Source organism: Verrucomicrobiia bacterium, from assembly GCA_035765895.1.
In the GTDB taxonomy this organism is placed as follows: Bacteria; Verrucomicrobiota; Verrucomicrobiia; order Limisphaerales; family DSYF01; genus DSYF01.
In genome coordinates, this window is record DASTWL010000052.1 from 1 (window position 1) to 21,458 (window position 21,458).

The following is a 21,458-nucleotide window of genomic DNA, read 5'->3' on the forward strand; positions in this document are numbered from 1 at the left end:
GATGCCGATGCCGCCGCCGATGCTGAAAAACTCCAGCTGGTGCCGCGCCTTCAGTTTCTCAACCAGCGGAATGACCTTGCGCACGGCCAGCTCGAACGGCTTCACGTCCGTGAGCTGCGAGCCAATGTGCATCTGCACGCCGCGCAGCCGGATGTTCTTCAGCCGGCTGGCGCGCTGGTAAACGCCCTCCACCTTTTCAAACGCGATGCCGAATTTGTTCTCGTAGGTGCCGGTGGTGATCTTGGCGTGCGTGCCAGCGTCCACGTTCGGATTGATGCGCACGGCCACCGGCGCGACCTTTTTGAGGCGTGCGGCCACCTGGTTGATGCGGCGCAATTCGGGTTCGCTCTCGACGTTGAAGGAATAAACGCCTTTGCGCAGGGCGAATTCGATTTCCGCCTCCGTTTTGCCGACACCGGCAAAGACGCACTGGCGTGGGTCGCCCCCGGCGGCGATGACGCGTTGCAATTCCCCGGCGCTGACGATGTCGAAGCCGCCGCCCAGGTCTGCGAGCGTGCGCAGGATGGCGAGGTTGGAATTCGACTTCATGGCGTAGCACACCAGGTGATCCACGCCGGCCATGGCGCGATCGAGCTTCTGGAAATGATCCGTGAGCGTGGCCTGGGAATAAATGTAAAGCGGCGTGCCGAACTGCTTCACGAGCGATTCAACGGAAATTCCTTCGCAATACAGTTTGTTGCCGACGTAACGAAAACTATGCATGGGCGCGCAGTGTAGGGGCGAAGCCTCCGCTGCCAATAAAAAACCCGCCGGGAGGCCGGCGGGTTTCGGAAAGCGGGGCGGGCTATTCAGCCAGGATCTTGGCGCGCCGTTCGTGGTATTCCATCGGCGTGATCCGGTCAGCCTTGTAGAGCTGGAGCAGGGTTTCAAGGCGCTCTTCCTTGGTGGCGCTGATCGGCAGGGGCGGCGCCGTCATGATCGCCGGAGCCGGCACCTCGGCGGGCAATGACGCCGCCGTGCCGGAGGCGGCCGGGGCCGGGGCGGACTCGGCCGGAGGCGGCGTGCTGGTTAAAGCCTCCCGCAAGGCCGCCCGTAAACGGGCTGTCTGGGCATCGTCCTGGGCTGCGGGCGGAGCCACGGCGCCTTCCTGGGTCACCACCACCGGAGCCGCGGCCGGTGACTCAGACGTCGGGGCGGGTGTTGCCGGGCGTGCGGCGGGCGCGGCCGCTTGGGCCGGGGCCGCAGGTTTGTTCATTTCCTCCATTTTTTGGTGGAGCGCCTCGCGGAGCTTTGCGTCGGTGGCGGTGTCGGCCGCGGAGGCTTTCAAAGCCACGAGGCTGAACGCCACGGCACCACAGGCGAGGAGGGTTTTGGACATTTGCATGCGATTTTTCTAAGCCAAATCAAGTTATGAAGCAACAGCTTTCCCGGCGGGGGCGGGCGGGCGCCATTGGTTTCGGAACAAGCCCGGGAAGGGCACGCGCAGCAGGCTGCGCACGAGAATGCCCCGCACTTCGGCCCGGGACACTTTGATGCGCCGGCCGGCGTCCAGCACGGGGCCGGTGCGCAACTGTGCCACCGTCCGGACGCCAATCAGGATGGGCCAGGCGCAGGCGAGGCGCACGCGCCACTGGCCGGCGGGCAGGGTATTGGTGTAATTCCAGCCTGCGGCCAGATGCGCCGTGGCGAGGTCCAGCAAATCGTCATAAACCGGGCGAAACACAGCTTCATTTTTGGTGTGCACCAAATCAGCCGCACGCAGCCCCACCCGTTTGAGCCGCTCCGTCGGGAGGTAGCAGCGGCCCTGCCGCAAATCTCGTGGCAGGTCGCGCAGGATGTTCACGAGCTGAAGGCCTTTCCCGAACCGGACGCCGTCGGTCAGCAATTGCGCGTCGTCCAGCGGCGCACCAGGAAACAAATGCGCGCGGCACATCTTCGTCCAGAACTCGCCCACGCAACCGGCCACGCGGTAGGTGTAGTCGTCCAGTTCGGCGTCGGTTTGGAGGGCGATGATTTGCTGGGGCAACCCACCCCTGACCCCTCCCAGGAGGGGAACTGTGTTGTTGGACGCTCCGGACATGTAGCTCCCCTCCTTGGAGGGGCTGGGGGTGGGTGTTCCAACGGTTTGCCTCGCCACTCCGCCAAACCGCATCAAATCCATTTCCTGTCCGCTGGTGATGGTGTCAATCACCGTGCGAACCAAGTTCAGATCTTCGGCGGACAGCGTTTGCAAAAGGGCCAGACTGTCCTCGACCCGTTCGAGCAGCGTCCGTTCGGCGGGCGAACCTTGGTGCACGGCGATGGCGCTGAAGCTGATCGGTTCACGCTGGTGGCCAAAAATCCGCGCCCGCAACCGCGCCAGCGCATTCAGCCGTTCTTGCAGTGGCAGGATTTCCGTGTCGGCAATCGTGTCCGTGGTGCGCGCGAGCAGGTAGGCCAGGCCGATTTGCGGCCGCACGGCGCGCGGCAGCACCCGCAACGTCAGGTAGAACGAGCGCGAGGTTTGCTTGAGCAATTCCTGGAGTGATCCAGTCATTCTGATTGGGCAACGGCTTTTATTTTGCTGTCCCGCAGGGACAACGGAGATTAGCCAGACACGAAGTGTCTGGTCACGCCAAGAAGAGAATTCAACTTGAAGGGACGCTTGGAGGCAACTGCCATCAGCATTTCCTCCATCCCCTGGACAGGCGGGATTTATGTCGCGAAGCGACTCCGGAAATTAGCCAGACACGGAGTGTCTGGTAACAGTAAGAACGTTATTCGTCCTGAAGGGACGGTGGAAATGGGCGCATTGACAATGGATGGTTCCGCCGTCCCGTTGGGACGGGAGGGTTTTTATGGTCGTTACCAGCCACCTTGTGGCTGGCTAATTTCCGATTGTGCCTTTGGCACGAACATGTTTGCGGAAGGCCGGCGCGTGACCCTTGACCGCCGCGGTTCCGGACGTTGGCTTGCGCCGGGCGGGCTTGGGCGTTCGGGTTTTGGCGGCGGGGTTCATTTCAAAATCCGGAAGGATGCTCGGATATGTCACCACAAATAAGCTTCATCGTAGTCCACGTGGTGTTTTTGAAGAAAAGCCACATACTCCTCCTGAAAGGTCTTTGTCCGGTGATGCTCCATCTGGCTGGCGATGTATTCCCTTACCGCGTCACAATTGGAAACACTCACCGTGAATGCGCCATAACCTGGCTGCCACGCGAAGTTTTTCACCCCAATGGTTTCGTGAATCCAGCGTGATGAGGTTTGCTTGATGTCTTGAACAAACGAGGCAAGGGCGTGTGTCGCGCGTAAACCGACCAGCAAATGAACATGGTCAGCCGTTCCACCGACCGCTTCGGGGATTCCCTCCGCTGTGCGAACCAGACCGCCGAGATATTCATGCAAACGGCCTCGCCATGCGTCGTTGATGAACGGATGCCGGTCCTTTGTGCTGAACACGATGTGGTAGTGCAGGCTTAAATGCGTGGATGGCATACCTGTTTGTGTCGCGGAGCGACTCGGGAGATTAGCCAGACACGAAGTGTCTGGTCACGCCAAGAAGAAAAAACGTCCTGAAAGGACGGTGGGAGTTTGAGACGGATACAACGATGGTTCCGCCGTCCCGCTGGGACGGGAGGATGTTTATGGTCGTTACCAGCCACCTTGTGGCTGGCTGCTAATTTCCGATTGTGCCTTTGGCACGAACATGTTTGCGGAAGGCCGGCGCGTGACCCTTGACCGCCACGGCTCCAACCGCCGGCTTGCGCCGGGCGGGCTTGGGCGTTCGGGTTTTGGCGGCGGGTTTCATTTCAAATCAAACAACGAGCACGCCGCCGCATTGAGCAGTTTGTTCGATATGTCCGCCGACATTGGTGTCAGGTGTTAATCCGCATCTGGGACTTTTTCTTCGTAATCTTCCAATACCTTGTCGGAAAGATGCCCAAGGTATTGTTGCCCGAGCAGGTCTGCAACTCTGTCGTATGAAAGATAAGTGCAGGTGTCTGATAAGGCTCCTCCTTCAAGAAGTGCAAAAACTGGCCTTCGGATTTCTTGAAAGACTTTTTCTTGCCGCGAAGCGGGAGCAACAATGTGCAGTTTGATTTTTAGATTTGGCTGCATCGCAAGCAGGTCCGCCATGCGAAGGATTCCTGAATACACCGAGGTCGTGTGTTCAACTTCAAATGCCCGCACAATTGACCGTCCTTTGAGCCATAGAACGTCAATTTGCTCAATCGTCTTCATCGTAGCGCGGTCGAACCCGGCCGGAAGATTCTCAAGCAACACGCCTGGCTCCGGTTTCCATTTGGTAAGAACCCTGGTCCGATCAGCCCGCGGCAGCCAAATTTGGAAACCCATCTGCGAGCCAATCTCAGCCAATGCAGCTTGCATTTGGAGCGATTCCCGCAGTGCGTTTGCATCTACTTGCCCGGTCTTTTCAATTTCAGCATTTTGCGGGACGGTTACAGTTACTTCCTTATCCGCTCTCTTGACGGTGTCCTCGGGGTTCCAAAGCTCCATCATGGAATACAAGAACGCGGATAATGTTCGCGCAGATCCCTCGACGCCCAGCGCGCGAATCCCTTCGCGAATCAGCACGTTGCTGTGCGCAATGCGGTTTCCAATCGAGGCGGAATTCCAATCGAAAGGCAGTTTCAGATCGAGAAATTCGATTTGGGCTTTCCGGTGCTTGAGCGAAATCGCCGAAAGATTTTCAACGGGGTCATAAGCTGCAAGCAGTGCGTTAAGCACATTCCCGCTTTCACCGGTAAGCCTGTTTTTCCCGTCCGCGTTTTCAACATAAAGTTCATCAATCAATGTGGCCTTACGATCCGCTTTGCTTTCCTTGAAAATGGCGTCAACTAAACGCGCCAGTTTTTGATCTGAATGGAGAATGTTGAACAATTTCCGCCAGACGTTCTGCGGCACCATTACTTTGGCGACAACTTCACTGCCTTTAGGTTTGCCCTTTGCACAGAAATCAAGAATGCGGATAATTTCGTCGCAAGTTTCATCTGGAATCTCGCCGTGTCCTTGTGCAAGCACTTGCTCGGACCAGAATTGTTGAAATGCGGCGCTTTGCCTCTGCCAAATCATATCCTTGGCAACTGAATCATAACTTTGGAGGAACCTCGAAACGAGGTCTTGCATCAAAGGTTTGTTCATAAACATTTCACCGAAGCAGTTCCCGCCACCTTGCCAGTTGCTTCGCCACTTCCTTCGTTCCCGGAGCGCCGGTCAGGTTTCGTTTTGCCATCGCGCGTTGCAGCTTGAAGATGCCGAGCGCATCGCGGCCAAAGGTTTTGTCGATGGCTTGCAGTTCCGCGAACTTGAGTTGATCCAGCGGTTTGCCCGTCTTCTCGCTGTGCGCGACGACGGCGCCCACGACGTGATGCGCCTGCCGGAACGCCATGCCGCGCCGCACGAGGTAATCCGCGAGGTCGGTGGCGAGCAATTGCGGGTCGCGCGCGGCGGCGGCGCAGGCGGCGGCGTTCACCTTCGTGTTCGCCAGCATCGCGGCCATCAGCCGGACGCTCGCCCTCACGGTGTCCGCCGTGTCGAACAGCCGTTCCTTGTCTTCCTGCAAGTCGCGATTGTAGGTCATCGGCAGGCCCTTCAGCAGTGTTAGCAGCGCAACAAGATTGCCGATGACGCGGCCGGACTTGCCGCGCGTGAGTTCGGCTACATCCGGATTCCGCTTCTGCGGCATGAGCGACGAACCGGTCGTGTAGGCGTCGGCGATCTTGATGAAGTTGAACTCCGCGCCCGCCCAGAGAATGACGTCCTCTGCGAGCCGCGACAGGTGCACAGCGATGAGCGCGGCGGCAGCGCAGAATTCCACGAGGAAATCCCGGTCGCTGACGCCGTCCATCGAATTCTGCGTGACGCGCGGCTTGCCCTGCGCATCCACGAAGCCAAGCAACTTAGCGACGAACTCACGATTAAGCGGCAGCGTGGAACCGGCAATCGCGCCGGAACCGAGCGGACAGACGTTCGCGCGTTCGGCGCAATCAGCCAGCCGCGTGAAGTCGCGTTGCAACATCTCGACGTAGGCGAGCAGGTGATGCGCGAAATAGACCGGCTGCGCCCGTTGCAGATGCGTGTAACCGGGGATGATGACGTCGGCATTCTTTGCGCCGAGCTGCACGAACGATTTCTGGAGCTGCCGCAACTCGCCTTGCAATGCGGCGATCTCGTCACGCAGCCAGAGCCGCATGTCGAGCGCAACCTGGTCGTTGCGCGAGCGGGCGGTGTGCAGCTTCGCGCCGGCGGGCACGCGCTTCGTCAGTTCCGCCTCGATGTTCATGTGGACGTCTTCGAGTTCCGGCTTCCATTTGAATTTCCCGGCGGCGATCTCGGCAGCGATTTGCTTGAGGCCGCGCGTGATGGCGGCGAGTTCGGCCGGCTTCAACACGCCGATCTTCCGGAGCATGGTGGCGTGCGCGATGGAGCCGCGGATGTCGTGCTGCCACAACCGCCAGTCGAAGGAGATGGATTCCGAGAATGCGGCGACATCGGCGGCCGGACCGCCGGAGAACCGTCCACTGCGCGAGACAACCCGTTTCATGGCCCGAATGTATCGGTGGAAACGCGTGGGGTCACGTGGGAAACGGGATTCAGGAAGTCCGCGTGACCTTGTCCCAAACAGCCCGCTTGAACCATGCAGGCATCTGATCGGTCTTCATTTCGAGCATGTGGCCGTCAGTGATCTCGGCCAGCCAGGTTCGATCCTGATCGTGGGTGGAATTGTCGAAAATGTAGGCGCGATTTGTGTAGGCGATGGCATCCCTCAACAAATTCAATGAGCGCGCATAACGGCTGACAATTTTGTCTTCAGGCACCGGGTGGCCACCGAGCCGGACGCGGTTGCGAACGCGCGAAACATTAATCTCCGGATCATCGGTCGCGATGTAGTAAAGATACGTGCGATAGCCCAGACGCTGGGCGGTTTTCAGAATTTCCACTTTGTCGGTTGAGGACATCACTGTTTCGAAGGTGAATGAAATTCTCCCGGCCAATAATTTTCTTCGCAGAAAATCAGCCAGCACCGAGGCGAGATATGGGTTGGCGGCACCGCTGCCGAACGAGAGGCTGTTCCCGGAAGTATCGAGGGCTGCACCGAATGCGGATATCGGCGCGCGCTGAAGCAGCGAGGAATTTCGCAGAAACGAAGTCACTTCCGCCGGCTCAGCCGACACGTGGTAACTCGTCAGGTCCAAGGAGCCGGTGACGCGAAGTTCCTGCTCGATCTCGTCGGGGTTGATGTAAACGCCGAGGAGCGCGGGAGGCAGGACCGTTTTGAGGGTGCTTTTTCCCGAGCCGTTCGGCCCGGCGAACATGCGCAGACGTGGCGTTGGGTCGCTCACTGAATGGCGATCTTCTTCCCACGTTCCACAGGGATCGGAGGTTCAATTTCCTTGATTCGCCGGCGTGTGCCATCGGGGAACACTTCGTAGATCACTCCATCTTCTGATTGCAGGACGCTTTGGCCTGAGGCCAGCGTCCGCTTGAGCGCCGCGTTAAACGTGACGCCTGACAGGGTTGGAAACAGGCTCTCCAACTGTTGAATCGTCTTCTCGTGCTCCGACATATCGAAATTTTCTCAAGGCAAAATAGGCTGGCTTGGCGCCCGGAGCAAACGATTCTTCCGACAGTTCGCTGGACCCTCCGCTGTCACGCCTTTTTAACCTCCCCGTCGTTCGTTTGTGCCGGACGCGCGTTAGAAGTTCTGCGTTCCGTTGAGTTCAACGGATTTGAACAAGGAAAAACCAAACACGAAACAGCACATGAACCTGAATCAAGTATTCCAACTCGCGCTGGCCGCGGCGTTCCCCGCCGTTGCTTGCGCCAACAGCATCACCGGCCCCAGCAGCTCGCAATCGCCCTACGTCATCGGCTCCCAGCCCGGCGTGGTGACCGTTTCCGTCCTCACCGTCGGCGATGCCGTCAACTACAAGGCTGACGGTGTGACGCCTTACCGCATGGTGGGCATCCCGGACGGTCTTGGTGCGTTCGACAACGGTGACGGCACTTTCACCGTGTTGATGAATCAGGAACTCGGCAGCACGATTGGAGTCGCCCGTGATCATGGCATGAAAGGCGCCTTCGTCTCCAAGTGGATCATCGACAAGGGAGACTTCACCGTGCGGCATGGCGAAGATTTGATGAAGCAGGCGTGGGCGTGGACAACCAACGGTTACGTTCTGAATACCAACCAGCCGTTCAACCGTTTTTGCTCCGCGGATCTTCCCGCGCTGACGGCATTTTACAATCCGGCCAGCGGGCTGGGTTACCATGGCCGCATTTTCATGGACGGCGAAGAGAGCGGCACCGAAGGCCGCGCCATGGCCCACTTGATGGATGGCAACAGCTACGAACTGCCTGCCGTCGGGAAGCTGGCGTTTGAAAACGTCGTTGCCAATCCCGGCACGGGTGACAAGACCGTTGTTGCGGGCACTGATGATGGCACGGGTGGTCAGGTTTACATGTATGCGGGCACCAAAACCAGTTCTGCTGATCCAATCAACGCGGCGGGCCTCGACAACGGCGTGCTCTACGGCATCAAGGTCGCCGGCTTTGCGGCCGAGCCAGCGGCGACTGGCATTCCTTCCGGGACCGCCTTCACCTGCGTCAACCTCGGCGACGTCAAGTTGAAGACGGGTTCGCAGATTGAAAGCGACAGCCAAACGAATGGGGTCACCAGCTTCAATCGTCCGGAGGACAGTTGCTGGGATCCAAGCAATCCGAACGATTTTTACTTCGTGACGACGGCGAGCTTCACCGGCAACAGCCGGCTCTGGCGTTTGCGCTTCGTGGATGCGAGCCGGCCGGAACTCGGCGGCACCATAGATATGCTGCTCGCCGGAGGGGAAGGCCCGAAGATGATGGACAACATCACCGTCTCCAAGCGTGGTTCGGTGTTCATCCTCGAAGATGTCGGCAACAATCCTCACATTGGCAAGATTTGGCGTTACAGCATTGCGAAAGACACCGTTGAACAAGTCGCTGCCCATGATCCGAACCGCTTTGCGGTGGGTGGTTCAAAGTTTCTGACTCAGGATGAAGAAGCCTCGGGGATCATTCCGATGAATGAAATTCTGGGCGAAGGCTGGTATCTCTTCGATACTCAGGCGCACTACAATACTGGCGACTCCGAGACGGTCGAAGGCGGACAGTTGCAATTGCTGCACTTCCCGCCCGGTCGCGAAAAGTAATCTTCCGTAAAGTCCGACTCAATGGCGGGGCTTGCGCGAGCAGGCCTCGCCCTTTTTGTTGCCTTCAAGTTTGTAGTCCCGGCTTTAGTCGGTCCCTTTGGGGGGCGTTAATCGGAGTTTTCTCGGAGACTGCCTAAAGGCAGGACTACGAGCTTGCCGCCTTGATAGCCTCCAGCTCCTCCCAACGAGCATAAAGCGTGGCGATGGTTTCTTTGGTGGCATCGAGTTCGCCGGTGAGTTGGTTGACTTGGGCGCCCTGTTTGCGGAAGAACTCCGGGTCGGCGAACAGCCCTTCGATGCGCGCAACTTCCGCTTCCGCAGCCTGAATCTGTGCTTCGATGCCTTCCAACTCGCGCGCCTCCTTGAACGAGAGCTTGCGCGGCCTGGCCGGCTTTGTAGCCGCACCTCGTGAGTGTGCGGTTGCCTTGTTCAAAGCGACGATGTCCGCGCTTTCCCGGGATGCCGCTGCGGCTGCACGTTCCTTCTTCTCGATGTAATAATCGTAGTCGCCGACGCTGTGATGGATTTTGCCGTCGCCTTCGAACGCGAGAATGTCTGTGCAGACACGGTTCAGGAAATAGCGATCGTGGCTGACCACGCACACGACACCGGGGAACGCGATGAGCGCTTCTTCCAACACGCGTAGTGTCGGCAGATCCAAGTCATTTGTCGGCTCGTCGAGGATAAGAAAGTTGCCGCCGGCCTTGAGAATTTTCGCCAGCAGCAAACGGCTCCTTTCGCCGCCGCTGAGCTTCTTGATCGGAGTCACGATGCGGTCGTCGGCGAAGAGGAAGCGCTTGAGATAGGCGCGGACGGAAATCTTTGATTCGCCCCAGTTCACGAAGTCTTTGCCTTCGGAGGCTTCGTCGAGCACGGTCGCCTCGTCATTCAACTGGAGCCGCGCCTGGTCCACGTAGTTGAATTTCGTCAGCTGCCCGATCTTCACGATGCCGTCCGTTGGCAGGAGCTGGCCGATGGTGGCTTTGAGCAACGTGGTTTTTCCGAGGCCGTTGCGCCCGCACACACCGATCCGGTGGCCGTTCTCAAAGACGAAGTTGAATCCGCTGAACAACGTGCGCCCGCCGAGTTCCATGCCGAGATTGGTCAGTTCCACCGTGCGATTGCCGAGTTGCGGCGGCGGCGGGATGACGAGTTCCATGTCCTCCTCGACCGGCCTGGCTTCCTGCGCGGAAACGTCGTCGAAGCGCTCGAAGCGGTTCTTCGCCTTCTTGCGTTGTGCGCGTGGACCGGTGCGAACCCATTCGAGTTCCTTGCGCAGAAACATCTGGCGCTTGTGCTCGACCGTGGCGTCGGCGGCCTGGCGCTCGGCCTTGTCGAGCAGGTAATCGGTGTAGTTGCCGTCGTGCCACCAGAACTTGCCGTCGCACAGCTCGACGATGCGGTTCACCACGCGGTCGAGGAAATAGCGGTCGTGCGTGACGACCAGGAACGTGCCGTTGAACTCGTTTAAAAAATCGGCCAACCACTCGATGGACTCGGGGTCGAGATGGTTCGTCGGCTCATCGAGGATTAGGAAATCCGGTCGCGACACAATCGCCCGTGCCAGCGCGACACGCCGCTTTTCGCCACCGGAAAGCGTGGCGATGTCGCGGTCGCCCGCCGGACAGTTCAGGTGCGACATCGCGGTTTCGATGCGCGAATCCACCGTCCAGCCTTCGAGCGTCTGGATGCGATGCTCCAGTTCCTCGTGCCGCTTCGAGTCGTGCGGCAGCGATTCGAACTCTGCAATCAGGTCGAGCGTGCGTTGCGCGCCCGCTCGCACGTTGCCGCGCACGTCGAGCGCCGGATCGAGCGTGAAGTCCTGCGACAGATAGCTGACCACCAGATCGCGCCGCCGCGTGACGTCACCGGCATCCGGCACCAGCAACCCGGCGAGGATTTTCAGGAACGTCGTCTTGCCGCAGCCGTTGCGACCGACCAGCCCGATGCGTTGCCCCTCGTCAATGGCGAGCGTGGCCGCGTCGAGGATGGCGCGGTCGTTGTAGCGGACGGTGACGTCGGTGGCGTTGATAATCGTGGACATGGAGCAATGAATAACGGTGAAATCCCGATGACGAGTGTGCGTCAATAGATTTCCCAGCACGAGGCTGACTGGTCTTGCGCGAACGTTTGCAAAGCCCCGGCCTGATCCCGAAGCACCTGCGCCACGACGGCTGTGGGCTGATTGCCGCAGCGGAGCAGGATGACTTTGGGCGGCGGACCAAATAACGCCGCCATATCGGCAAAGTCCGAGTCTTGCGTTACGAGCGTGAAACCGTTGCGTTTGGCGTGATCCCAGATGGTGCGATCATCGGCCTCATGCAGCCCCAGCAACCGCACTTGCTGGGAATCCGGAAACACGTCGGCCAAAAGTTTGCAGAGCTTGAAGCTGAGGTTCTGATCGAACAGCAGCTTCATGCAGCGGAGAGAAGGCGCCGTTCACGATCCGCGGCGAAAGCGAGACAAGCACGGATGTCCTCTTCCGTGAGTTCTGGATAATCGGAAAGAATCTGCTCGTGTGACATGCCGGCGGCCAGCCAACCCAGCACGTCAGCAACTGCAATGCGCATACGGCGGATGCTCGGACGTCCGCCGCGCTTGCCGGGTTCGATGGTAATGATGTGTTGGTAGTTCAAGTTCATGATCGCCCAACTGGACTTTATTATGCCGCTTTGGGCTTTTGCCGGCAACTGGTTGTTCAGACTTATTCCACGCCCGCCCGATGCCGGTAAAGCGCCACCAGCGCAGCGCCGATGGCTTGCGAGAGTTCGCCGAGCACGGCGGGCACGATCTGGAGGGTTTTGCGTTGGGCGGGCCAGAAATACGGTTCCGCCGCCGCGCGGATGCCTTTGAGGTAACGCTCGCGGAATTCGGGCGTGGTGGCCTCGGTGTCCATCAAGCCGCCGCCAATGATGACGATGCCGGCGTCGAATGCGAGCGTGAGGTTCGCGATGTGCAGCCCCATGGCGCGGGCCTGGAAGTCGAAGATTTCCAGCGCCAGCGCATCGCCCTTTTGGGCGCGGCCGCGGAGCGAAAGCGCCTTTTCCTTCGGCGTGCCGGTGGCGGTGGCGAGTTCGTGGTTCGGAAATTTCTTCAGCTTTTCCTCCAGCAAATGCGGCAGGCCGGAAATCGTGGTGTAAACCTCGAAGCAGCCCCAGTCGCGGCCGCAGCCGCACGGGAACGGCTTGATGCCGCCCAGCATTTGCAGCGGCGCGGGCATGTGCGCGCCTTCCATGCTCGCCAGCGTGTCGCCGGGCAGCGGCAATCCGTTCTGATCAATGTAAGCGCAGCCCAGGCCGGAGCCGGGCATGAGCATCAACACGGAGTGTTTCGTGTCCTTCCGGGCGTAACGCGCTTCGGCCACGCCGCCGAACTGGCCGTCGTTGCCCATCACGAGCGGAATCGGACGCCCGGCGGCCTGCGCCAGCGCGCGGCTGTAATCCTCATGCACATCCCAGCCCGCGAAACTCGGCGGTAGATTCGCCGAACGATCCAGCACGCCGTAACGTTGATACGGCCCGGGAATGGCGAGTCCGACGCCATTCACCTGCGCCCAGGTCAGGTGGTGTTCCTGGAGAAAAATATTGCAGGATTCGATCCAGCCGCTGATGACCGCTGTGGTGCCCTGCTGGGAATTGGTGGGGCGCTGAAAAACTTTCCGGGAGACGGGTTCTTCGTTTTCCCAGACGGCGTTGATCTTGGTGGTCGTCGCGCCGCTGTCGGTGCCGAGGTAGAGGTGTTGCGGTGAACTCATGTCACGTGTCGATTCCAAATGTCCGAGCAGTGTGGTTCACGCGCCGGGAAAAGGGAAGCCGCCAATGGCATGGGCTCCGGCGACGTTCAGCGCGGTGGAAAACAAGTTCAGGCCGGCGAACGCATGAACGGCCGGGGCCGGCTTCGAACCCGGCGTGCCGTTGCGGATGGCTCGCCGTTGAACGCGGAACCTGAAGACGCGAGGGAACACTGCCGGTCAATGAACCGGCGATTCCGCTTTCACGTTGGCGAGCGACTGGCTGGTGTCCCAACCGCCGCCGAGTGCTTTCACGAGACCCACGGTGGCGACGCGTTGCTCGCCTTCCAATTGGGCCACCGTGCGTTGTCGCTCCAACGCGGCGCTTTGCGCGGTGGCGACTTCGAGGAACGTCACCAGGCCCGCCTTGTAGCGGTTATTGGCAATCGCCAGCGTGTGTTCGGCGGCGGCGAGCGCGGCGCGTTCGGAATCCAGTTGCGCGGCCAGCAGGCGTTGCGCGGCGAGTTGATCCTCCACGTCCGCGAACGCGCTCAGCACGGTCTGCCGGTAATTCGCCACCGTGGCGTCGTAACCGGCGCGGGCGGCCGCGAGCTGGGCCCGATTGCGCCCCCCGGTGAACAGCGGCAGCTCCAGCGAGGGGCCGACCGACCACATCCGGCTCGGCCAGTTGAACGCGCTGCCGGCGTCCACGGATTCAAATCCCGCGAGGCCGTTGAGGCGGATGCGTGGGTAGAAGGCGGCTTGCGCCACGCCCACGTTTGCATTGGCGGCGGCCATGCGCCGTTCGGCGGCGGCAATGTCCGGCCGGCGTTCGAGCAATTCGCTTGGCAGGCTGACGGGCAAATTCGGCAGCGCGCGATCTGTCGTCGTGGTCGCAGCGACCGCAACGTTGAAGCTCGTGGCGGGCTGGCCGCACAACGTGGCGAGGGCGTGGAGCAATTGCGTTCGCTGGAGTTCCAGCGCCGGCAGTTGCGCCTCGGCGGTGCGCAGTTGTGTTTCGGCCTGTGCGACGTCGAGATCGGAAACGATGCCGCCCTGGCGTCGGTTGCGGGTGAGTTCGAGCGAGCGGCGATACGTTTCAATCGTGTCCGCGACCAGGGCCCGCTCGGTGTCGAGTGCGCGCAGGGTGAAATAATCCGCGGCCACTTCTGTTTGCAGTGCGAGCTTCACGGCGGCGAGATCGTCGGCCACAGCGTAAAAGGCGGCCCGGGCTGATTCGGATTCGCGCCGGGCGCGGCCCCACAAATCGACTTCCCAGCCAAGTTCCAGCGCGGTGGCAAAAGTGTTGTAAGTGTGCGCAACCCCGGCGGCCTTGCCGCTTTGGGGCGCGTTTACACTGGTGCGCTGCCGCGTCGCTGAACCGGTGGCGGCGAGATTCGGAAACAAATCGGCATGCGCCAGATCGAACTCGGCGCGGGCCTGGTCAAAGCGCGCGACGGCACCGACCAGCGTCTGGTTTTCGCTGGTGGCGAGCGTCTCCAGCCGGCTCAATTCGGCGTCGTCAAAAAGGCTCCACCACGTCCCGCGCGGCAGGTGCGCTGCGGGCTCCGCGACTTTCCACTCGTTGGTGCCGGCGCCAAAGGCGGCGGGCAGGGACTGCGCTGGGAGCGCGGCGGGACGCTGGTAATCCGGGCCGGCGGCGCAGCCCGCGAGCAGCACCAGCCCGGCGCCACCAAGAACGGTGAGGGTTTTCATTGCGCGGCCAGATTCCTGGTTTCCGGTTGCGCCACCTGCACGGTCATGCCGTCGGTGATGGAATCAGGCGGGTTGTCAATGATACGGTCGCCGGGGTTCAGGCCAGCTAGAACTTCCACCGTCTTGCCGAAGTCGCGCCCCAGCGTGACGGAACGCAAATGCGCCTTGTGGTCGTCGCCAACCACCGCGACCTGCATGCCTTCAGCACGGAAAATCAGGGCGTTGTCCGAAAGAGTCAGCACTTTCGGCGCGGCGGACTCGTTGAAGCGCACCTGGGCGTAACTGCCGGCGAGGAGGTCGCCGTTTGGATTGTTCACCTGCAGTTCCACCTGCAACGTGCGCGAGGCGGGATCCATCGCGCCGGCCGTGCGGGTGAGTTCGCCGGTGAACTTGCGGCCCGGCTGTTCGAGAAACGTCAGCTCCGCCTTCTGGCCGGGCGCCAGCGCGTGGACGTATTGCTGCGGCACGCGCACGTAAACGCGCAACGGATCGGTCTGGGCCATGCGGAACAGTTCGGGCCCGCTGCCGGCGGCGATGAGCTGGCCGATGTCCGTGTTGCGCGCGGTGATGGTGCCGGTGAACGGCGCGGTGACGCGGGCAAAGTTCTGCAACTGCTCCAGCCGGTTGTAATTGGCCTGCGCGGCGGCGAGGTTCGCCTGTTTCAGCGCGTAGTCGGATTGTTTCTCGGCCGTCTCCTGCTCGCTGACGCTGGCGGTCTTCAGCAATTCCGACCAGCGGTCGGCGGTGATTTTGGCGAGGTCGAGCGCGGCCTTCGCCTGGTTCACCTCGGCCTTCGCCTGTGCGAGCTGCTGATTGAGTTCGGGCGTGTCAATTTCCGCCAGCACCTGGCCGTTGGTGACGTGATCGCCAATGTCCACGAGCCACGCCTTCAAATAGCCGCTGGCCCGGGCATGAATCGAAGCCTGAATGAACGCCTGCACGTCGGCGGGCAGGGGCGTGCCCCATGCGGCTTGCGCGGGCGTCGGCGTGATGACGCTCACGGTCGGCGCGGATTCGGTGCGCGCCGCGACAATCAGCTTGCGGTGCGCCAGCCAGCGCGGCACCAGGCCAACGGCCAGGCCGATGACGAGCAGGAGGACGACCACTTCCGCGACCCGCCGTAAACGAACGGGCGGCGGTGCGTCGGGCGAGGAGGATGCGTTTGTGTTCATGGCGTTGTCGAAGCGGTTTGGGACTGCGGTTTGTGATGCCGGTGCAGGAAGCTGAAAACGACCGGCACGAAAAACAGGGTTGCGATGGTGGCGAACACCAGTCCGCCGATCACGGCGCGGCCAAGCGGCGCGTTCTGTTCGCCGCCCTCGCCGAGGCCGAGGCTCATGGGCGCCATGCCGATGACCATCGCCAGCGCGGTCATTAACACGGGCCGGATGCGTTGGACGCCGGCATCGAGCGCCGCAGCGACGGGCGCCATGCCGCGTTCCAGGTTTTCCCGGGCGAACGAAATGACGAGCACCGAGTTGGCCGTGGCCACGCCAAGGCTCATGATGGCGCCCATCAGCGCCGGCACGCTCAGGGTCGTTTGCGTGAGGAACAGTCCCCATACCACACCCGCCAGTGCCGCCGGCAGCGCCGTGATGATGATGAACGGATCCAGCCAGCTCTGGAAATTCACCACGAGCAGGAAGTAAATGAGCACGATGGCCATCACCAGGCCGATGCCAAGGCCGAAATAGCTGGTGCGCATCGTCTCGGCCTGGCCGCGCAGGACGATGCTGCTGCCGCGGGGCAGATCTTTCTTGAGCTTTTCCACGAGAGGCTGAAGGTCGTTCAACACGCCGCCGAGGTCCCGCCCGTCCACGCCGCCGTAAATGTCGATGACCGGCACCACGTCGTAGTGCGAAACCACCGGCGGCACTTCGACGCGCTTGAGGCGGGCGACGTTCGCGAGAATCTGGCCGTTGGCCGCGCCGGGCAGGCTGGCGCTGATGGGCATGGCGTTGAGCTGCTGCACTGAATTGATGGCGTATTCCGGCGCGCGGACGTTGATGAGGTATTGCACGCCCACATTCGGATTGAGCCAGAACGCGGGCTGCACCTGACTGCTGCCGCTCAGGCCAAGCAACACCGAGTTCGCCACGTTTTGCTCCGTCAGGCCCAGTCCCGCGGCCTTGACGCGGTCCACCTCGACGTTGAACTGCGGCAGGTTGTTCGGTTGTTGGACCCGCACGTCCACGGCGCCGGGAACCCTTTTGATTTCCTCGGCGAGCCGCACGGCCAGGGCGCGGTTGCTGACCTGGTCGCGCCCGACGATCTGCACGTCGAACGGCGCGGGCAGGCTGAAGTTCAGCGTCTGGCTCACGATGTCCGCGGGCAGGAAGTAAAACAAGGTGCCGGGGAATTCGCGGTTCAGGCGCTCGCGCAATTCGCGGACGTAATTCTCGGTCGGCGCGTGGCCAGGCTTCAACGTCACCAGCACGTCGGCGTCACCCGGTCCAATCACGCCGCTGGTGTTGTAACTCAGATTGATCGAGGAGTTCGGGATGCCGATGTTGTCCAGGATGCCGCCGATTTCGCGGGCGGGGACCACTTGGTGGATCACTGCGTTCACTTCGCCGGCGAGGCGTTCGGTTTCCTCGATGCGCGTGCCCGTCGGGGCGCGCAGGTGCAGCAGAAACTGGCCCGTGTCCACGCTCGGAAAGAAGTTGCGGCCGAGGAATTCCGTCAGCAGCCACGAGCCGGCGCACAGCGCGAGAAAGAACAGGGCAAAGGATTTCCGGTGCGCGAAGCAACTGGCCAGCAACGCGCGATACCCGCGGCGGAAGTGTTCAAAGCCGCTTTCGAACCCGCGCTGGAGCCGCACAAAAGGACGCACCCACCACGGCGACCGGGATTCGTCGATGTGTTCCCCGTGCAATTGCACGTTCCGATAGAACCACATCACCAGCGTCGGCAGCAGCGTCCGGGAAATCGCGTAGCTCGCGAGCATCGCGAACACGACCGCCTCGGCCAGCGGCACGAACAAATACCGCGCAACCCCGGTGAGGAAGAACATCGGCACGAACACGATGCAGATGCAGAGCGTCGAGACGAACGCCGGCATCGCGATTTCCTGCGAACCTACCATGATCGCGTCTTCCAACGGCTGTCCGGTGGCCATGTGCCGGTGGATGTTTTCAATCGCGACCGTGGCGTCGTCCACCAGAATGCCCACCGCCAGTGCCAGACCGCCGAGCGTCATCAGGTTGATGGTTTCGCCGAGCGCGCTCAATGTGGCGATGGAGCAAAGCACGGCCAGCGGAATGGACAGGGCGATGATGAACGTGCTGCGCCACGAACCGAGGAACAGCAGGATCATGGCGGCGGTCAGCGCGGCGGCGATGATGCCTTCGCGCAGCACACCGTTGATGGCCGCGCGCACGAACAGCGACTGGTCGGCGAATTCCTTCACCTGCAAATCCGGCGGCTGGGCGGCCATGACGCGGGGCAGGGCGGCCTTCACGCCCTTCACCACGTCGAGCGTCGAGGCGTTGCCCGCCTTCATGATGGTGAGCAGCGCGCCGCGGACGCCGTCCTGCCGCACCGCGTTCTGCTGCGGCGTGTAACCGTCATGCACCTGGGCGACGTCGCTCAGGTGCATGGTCGCGCCGCCCACGACCTTGATCGGGAGGTGGTTCAAATCATCGATCAGGCGCGCGTTGGAATCCACGGTAACGCTGAATTCCGTGGAGCCAATCTTGGCGGTGCCGCTGGGGAGGATGAGGTTTTGCGCGTTGATCGCGCCCACCACTTCCTGCGGGAGAATGTTCTTTGCCTTCAACGCCGGCAGGTTCAAATCCACGGAGACCACGCGTGATTTGCCGCCGTAAGGCCACGGGATCATGGCGCCGCGCACGGTGGAGAGGCCGACGCGGACCTGGTTGGCCGTGGCGTCGAAGAGTTCCTGTTCGGACATTTTCGGGCTGCTGAAGCTATATTGCGAAATCGGCACCGTGGAGGCGCTGTATTGAATGATCAACGGCGGCTGCATGCCGGGCGGCATCTGGCGCAGAATCGTCTGGGCGCCGGCGGTGATTTGCGCGACGGCGGTGTCCACCGACGAGCCGGGCTGGAGGAACACCTTGACCACGCTGATGCCGTTGTAGGAGGTGGACTCGATGTGCTCGATGTTGTTGACGGTAACCGTCAGGATGCGTTCGTGCGCGTAGGTGATGCGTTGCTCGACCTGCTTGGCGTCGAGGCCGGTGTATTGCCAGATGATGCTGACGACCGGGATGTTGATGGCCGGAAAAATGTCCGTCGGCGTCCGGAGCAGGATCAGCGGCGTCAGCAGCACCAACAACAACGCCGCCACGACGAACGTGTAGGGCCGGCGCAATGCCAATCGAACAATCCACATACAATCTCTTTACGGCTTTGGGTTAACTGACCGGTCAAATAAACAGCGGTTGGATGCTCCCGTTTGGTTTTAATCCGGGGAAAAGGACCGTCACGCGGTGACCGCGCGGGCGCCAATCAGGTCCATGACGGTTGGCTCCAGGTCGCGCAACAGCCCGAGGTCATTGCGGATCTTGGCGTGGAGCAGGAAACCGAGCGCGGTCGAGTAAACGCGGGTGGCAGTCACCTGCGGATCGGCCACGTCAATCAGCCCCTGACGTTGCGCATCCGCGAGGGCGCTTTCAACGTAGCGAATGGTGCGCTCCACCAGTTCCTGGGTCTTGGCGCGGATTTTTTCCTCCTGCGTGGCCAGTTCAGTGCCGAGGCTGCCGTAGGGACAGCCGCACACGCTGCCATACTTTTCGGCCCGTTTTTTCTGGCGTTTCTGAATGTAGGCGCACCAACGTTCGAGGCGCTCCAAGGGCGGCACCTGTGCCGAAAAAATCTGATCCAGCTCCGGCTGCTTCTCGCGCCAGTGCTCCTCGTAGGCCGCCACGGCGAGGTCGGCCTTGGATGGGAAGTAATGGTAAAAGCTGCCCTTGTTGACGTCCGCCCGCTCGCAAATTTGGTCCACACTCACCGCGCCGTAGCTCTGGTTCCAAATGAGGTCGAACCCCACCTGCAACAACCGTTCCTTGGCGTCACTCGTGCGTCCCATAAAGTCGCGTCAGCTCTTTTTGATCCATGGACCCACCCTGTTTTGGCGGGCGCGACGCAAAATACGCAAATTGACTGAACGGTCAAATTAAAATCGCAAAAAGTGCGATTAGCGCCGGTGGAGTCCGTTTTGCCCGGGGAAAATTACGTTACTCCCGCGCCGTTTGCACCGGCAACGCGGAGAGGATCACGCCTTTGTTGGTCTCGCCGAAGTAGTTCGCGGACCATTCGTTGGCGAACAGGATCACGGGGTTTTTGCCGATGTCGTAGGCGAACTTCGCGCCACTGGGCACGGTGAGGCCATCCAGCGCCTCCTCGCTGATGTCCGGCGGCAACCAGCGGACGACATTCCACGGCGCGGCTTCCAGACGTGACTCGGCGCCGTATTCGCTTTCGAGCCGGTATTGCACGACCTCGAATTGCAGCGGACCGACGGCCGCCAGCAGCGGTGTTTTAACCGCCGAGTTGCGCAGATAAAGCGCCTGGATGACGCCTTCCTGCAACAATTGGTCCAGTCCTTGGCGGAATTGTTTGAACTTGGCGGTGTTTGGGTTGTGCAGGTAGCTGAACGCTTCGGGCGTGAAGCGCGGGATTTCCTTGTAGATAATCTTCGGGTCGGTCGTGAGTGTGTCACCGATGCCAAAGCTGTCATGGCCGACGAGCCCGATGACGTCGCCGGGGAAGGCTTCATCCACGGTTTCGCGGTCGTTGCCGAAAATTTTGTGCGAACTGGAGAGGCGCACCTTTTTCTCGCTGCGCGAGTGGTGCACGGTCATGTCGCGCTCGAACTTGCCGGAGCACACGCGGATGAAGGCGATGCGGTCGCGGTGCTTGGGATCCATGTTTGCCTGAATCTTGAAAATGAACCCGCTGAAGTGCGGATGCTCGGGCGAAATCTCGATGCCCGCCATGACGCGGGGTTTCGGCGGCGGGGAATGTCTCAGAAAGCCATCCAGGAGCAACTGCACGCCGAAATTGTTGATGCCGCTGCCGAAGAAAACCGGCGTGGTCTTGCCCGCGAGGACGGCGGCTTCGTCGAATTCGTGGCCGGCGAGTTCGAGCATGTCGAGTTCCTCCACCGTGCGCCGGTAGGTTTCCTCGTCGAGGCGTTCGCGAATGAGCGGGGCGTCGATGCCGCCGACTTCGACGGGCGCGCGATATTGGCCGCCGACCGTGCGTTCGAAGAGGTGCATCAGCTTCGTATGCCGGTCGTAAACGCCCTGAAACTCGAAGCCGTTGCCGATCGGCCAGTTCACCGGAAACGCGCCGATGCCCAGCACGCGCTCGAGTTCATCAATCAGCTCCAGCGGGTTTTTCATCGGCCGGTCGCACTTGTTCATGAAGGTGAAGATCGGCACGCCGCGCTGGCGGCAGACCTCGAACAATTTGCGCGTCTGCGGCTCGATGCCTTTGGCGGAATCAATCACCATCACGACGGAATCCACGGCGGTCAGCACGCGGTAGGTGTCCTCGGAGAAATCCTTGTGACCGGGCGTGTCGAGCAGGTTGATGCGGTAGCCGTCGTAGTCGAACTGGAGCACCGTCGAGCTGATGGAGATGCCACGCTTCTTTTCGAGTTCCATCCAGTCGGACGTGGTGGCGCGCTGGTTCTTGCGCGCGGTTACCGAGCCGGCGAGCTGCACGGCGCCGCCGTAAAGCAGGAGCTTTTCCGTCAACGTCGTTTTGCCCGCGTCCGGATGCGAGATGATGGCGAACGTGCGCCGTTTTTGGATTTCTTTGGCAATATCCACAACAAAGGCGGACAGGATAGCCTTTCCGCGCACCGGAACAAGCCGGGAAAGAACGGC

18 protein-coding genes are annotated in these 21,458 nt (G+C 61.2%); 1 reads left to right on the forward strand and 17 read right to left on the reverse strand.

Annotated elements, in window-relative coordinates; translation table 11 throughout:
- The 8 genes from VFV96_10825 to VFV96_10860 all read right to left on the reverse strand — a co-directional run.
- The coding region (locus tag VFV96_10825; GenBank protein ID HEU5070888.1) for an alanine racemase at nt 1-723 on the reverse strand (723 nt) is incomplete at its 3' end.
- A gap of 82 nt (nt 724-805) precedes the next feature.
- Nucleotides 806-1,339: a hypothetical protein gene (locus tag VFV96_10830; protein HEU5070889.1), complete on the reverse strand. Its 534-nt coding sequence runs from the start codon at nt 1,337-1,339 to the stop codon at nt 806-808.
- A gap of 30 nt (nt 1,340-1,369) precedes the next feature.
- Nucleotides 1,370-2,497: a phytoene/squalene synthase family protein gene (locus tag VFV96_10835; GenBank protein ID HEU5070890.1), complete on the reverse strand. Its 1,128-nt coding sequence runs from the start codon at nt 2,495-2,497 to the stop codon at nt 1,370-1,372.
- Nucleotides 2,498-2,988: 491 nt separating this feature from the next.
- Nucleotides 2,989-3,435: an IS200/IS605 family transposase gene (gene tnpA, locus VFV96_10840; GenBank protein ID HEU5070891.1), complete on the reverse strand. Its 447-nt coding sequence runs from the start codon at nt 3,433-3,435 to the stop codon at nt 2,989-2,991.
- 387 nt (nt 3,436-3,822) lie between these two features.
- Nucleotides 3,823-5,103, reverse strand: a complete 1,281-nt coding sequence (locus VFV96_10845) for a hypothetical protein (GenBank protein HEU5070892.1) — start codon at nt 5,101-5,103, stop codon at nt 3,823-3,825.
- A gap of 7 nt (nt 5,104-5,110) precedes the next feature.
- Complete coding sequence (argH, locus tag VFV96_10850) at nt 5,111-6,505, reverse strand: argininosuccinate lyase (GenBank protein ID HEU5070893.1); 1,395 nt, start codon at nt 6,503-6,505, stop codon at nt 5,111-5,113.
- A gap of 49 nt (nt 6,506-6,554) precedes the next feature.
- Nucleotides 6,555-7,277 carry a zeta toxin family protein gene (locus VFV96_10855; protein HEU5070894.1) on the reverse strand — a complete coding sequence of 241 codons (723 nt, stop codon included), beginning with the start codon at nt 7,275-7,277 and terminating at the stop codon, nt 6,555-6,557.
- Between the two features lie 23 nt (nt 7,278-7,300).
- On the reverse strand, nt 7,301-7,528 hold the full coding sequence (locus VFV96_10860; GenBank protein HEU5070895.1) for a hypothetical protein: 228 nt from the start codon (nt 7,526-7,528) through the stop codon (nt 7,301-7,303).
- Between the two features lie 196 nt (nt 7,529-7,724).
- On the opposite strand from VFV96_10860, the gene VFV96_10865 reads away from it, so the two are divergent.
- Nucleotides 7,725-9,152 (forward strand): alkaline phosphatase PhoX, encoded by a 1,428-nt coding sequence (locus tag VFV96_10865; protein ID HEU5070896.1) that lies wholly within the window; start codon nt 7,725-7,727, stop codon nt 9,150-9,152.
- Between the two features lie 145 nt (nt 9,153-9,297).
- On the opposite strand, the gene VFV96_10870 is transcribed toward VFV96_10865, so the two are convergent.
- The 9 genes from VFV96_10870 to VFV96_10910 form a co-directional block, all read right to left on the reverse strand.
- On the reverse strand, nt 9,298-11,196 hold the full coding sequence (locus VFV96_10870; protein ID HEU5070897.1) for an ABC-F family ATP-binding cassette domain-containing protein: 1,899 nt from the start codon (nt 11,194-11,196) through the stop codon (nt 9,298-9,300).
- Nucleotides 11,197-11,237: 41 nt separating this feature from the next.
- Nucleotides 11,238-11,570, reverse strand: a complete 333-nt coding sequence (locus VFV96_10875; protein HEU5070898.1) for a DUF5615 family PIN-like protein — start codon at nt 11,568-11,570, stop codon at nt 11,238-11,240.
- A complete protein-coding gene (locus VFV96_10880) occupies nt 11,567-11,788 on the reverse strand; it encodes a DUF433 domain-containing protein (GenBank protein ID HEU5070899.1) in 222 nt (73 codons plus the stop codon). Before VFV96_10880 ends, VFV96_10875 begins: the two co-directional genes overlap by 4 nt.
- Nucleotides 11,789-11,856: 68 nt before the next feature.
- Nucleotides 11,857-12,906 carry an ROK family protein gene (locus tag VFV96_10885; protein HEU5070900.1) on the reverse strand — a complete coding sequence of 350 codons (1,050 nt, stop codon included), beginning with the start codon at nt 12,904-12,906 and terminating at the stop codon, nt 11,857-11,859.
- 216 nt (nt 12,907-13,122) lie between these two features.
- Nucleotides 13,123-14,598, reverse strand: coding sequence for an efflux transporter outer membrane subunit (locus VFV96_10890; GenBank protein HEU5070901.1), 1,476 nt, complete (start codon nt 14,596-14,598; stop codon nt 13,123-13,125).
- Complete coding sequence (locus VFV96_10895; GenBank protein HEU5070902.1) at nt 14,595-15,770, reverse strand: efflux RND transporter periplasmic adaptor subunit; 1,176 nt, start codon at nt 15,768-15,770, stop codon at nt 14,595-14,597. Before VFV96_10895 ends, VFV96_10890 begins: the two co-directional genes overlap by 4 nt.
- Nucleotides 15,767-18,955, reverse strand: coding sequence for an efflux RND transporter permease subunit (locus tag VFV96_10900; protein HEU5070903.1), 3,189 nt, complete (start codon nt 18,953-18,955; stop codon nt 15,767-15,769). Before VFV96_10900 ends, VFV96_10895 begins: the two co-directional genes overlap by 4 nt.
- A 90-nt stretch (nt 18,956-19,045) precedes the next feature.
- Nucleotides 19,046-19,651, reverse strand: a complete 606-nt coding sequence (locus VFV96_10905; protein ID HEU5070904.1) for a TetR/AcrR family transcriptional regulator — start codon at nt 19,649-19,651, stop codon at nt 19,046-19,048.
- Between the two features lie 148 nt (nt 19,652-19,799).
- The gene (locus VFV96_10910) at nt 19,800-21,401 is read right to left on the reverse strand and encodes a peptide chain release factor 3 (GenBank protein ID HEU5070905.1); all 1,602 of its coding nucleotides are present in this window, start codon (nt 21,399-21,401) and stop codon (nt 19,800-19,802) included.
- Between the last annotated feature and the right edge of the window lie 57 nt (nt 21,402-21,458).

What these genes read in the sequence shown, in the direction of transcription:
- VFV96_10905 (HEU5070904.1), bottom strand. Translation starts at nt 19,651, where the DNA reads ATGGGACGCACGAGTGACGCCAAGGAACGGTTGTTGCAGGTGGGGTTC.
- VFV96_10885 (HEU5070900.1), bottom strand. Translation starts at nt 12,906, where the DNA reads ATGAGTTCACCGCAACACCTCTACCTCGGCACCGACAGCGGCGCGACG.
- VFV96_10830 (HEU5070889.1), bottom strand. Translation starts at nt 1,339, where the DNA reads ATGTCCAAAACCCTCCTCGCCTGTGGTGCCGTGGCGTTCAGCCTCGTG.
- VFV96_10900 (HEU5070903.1), bottom strand. Translation starts at nt 18,955, where the DNA reads ATGTGGATTGTTCGATTGGCATTGCGCCGGCCCTACACGTTCGTCGTG.
- tnpA (HEU5070891.1), bottom strand. Translation starts at nt 3,435, where the DNA reads ATGCCATCCACGCATTTAAGCCTGCACTACCACATCGTGTTCAGCACA.
- VFV96_10865 (HEU5070896.1), top strand. Translation starts at nt 7,725, where the DNA reads ATGAACCTGAATCAAGTATTCCAACTCGCGCTGGCCGCGGCGTTCCCC.
- VFV96_10890 (HEU5070901.1), bottom strand. Translation starts at nt 14,598, where the DNA reads ATGAAAACCCTCACCGTTCTTGGTGGCGCCGGGCTGGTGCTGCTCGCG.
- VFV96_10860 (HEU5070895.1), bottom strand. Translation starts at nt 7,528, where the DNA reads ATGTCGGAGCACGAGAAGACGATTCAACAGTTGGAGAGCCTGTTTCCA.
- VFV96_10870 (HEU5070897.1), bottom strand. Translation starts at nt 11,196, where the DNA reads ATGTCCACGATTATCAACGCCACCGACGTCACCGTCCGCTACAACGAC.
- argH (HEU5070893.1), bottom strand. Translation starts at nt 6,505, where the DNA reads ATGAAACGGGTTGTCTCGCGCAGTGGACGGTTCTCCGGCGGTCCGGCC.
- VFV96_10845 (HEU5070892.1), bottom strand. Translation starts at nt 5,103, where the DNA reads ATGAACAAACCTTTGATGCAAGACCTCGTTTCGAGGTTCCTCCAAAGT.
- VFV96_10835 (HEU5070890.1), bottom strand. Translation starts at nt 2,497, where the DNA reads ATGACTGGATCACTCCAGGAATTGCTCAAGCAAACCTCGCGCTCGTTC.
- VFV96_10895 (HEU5070902.1), bottom strand. Translation starts at nt 15,770, where the DNA reads ATGAACACAAACGCATCCTCCTCGCCCGACGCACCGCCGCCCGTTCGT.
- VFV96_10875 (HEU5070898.1), bottom strand. Translation starts at nt 11,570, where the DNA reads ATGAAGCTGCTGTTCGATCAGAACCTCAGCTTCAAGCTCTGCAAACTT.
- VFV96_10855 (HEU5070894.1), bottom strand. Translation starts at nt 7,277, where the DNA reads ATGTTCGCCGGGCCGAACGGCTCGGGAAAAAGCACCCTCAAAACGGTC.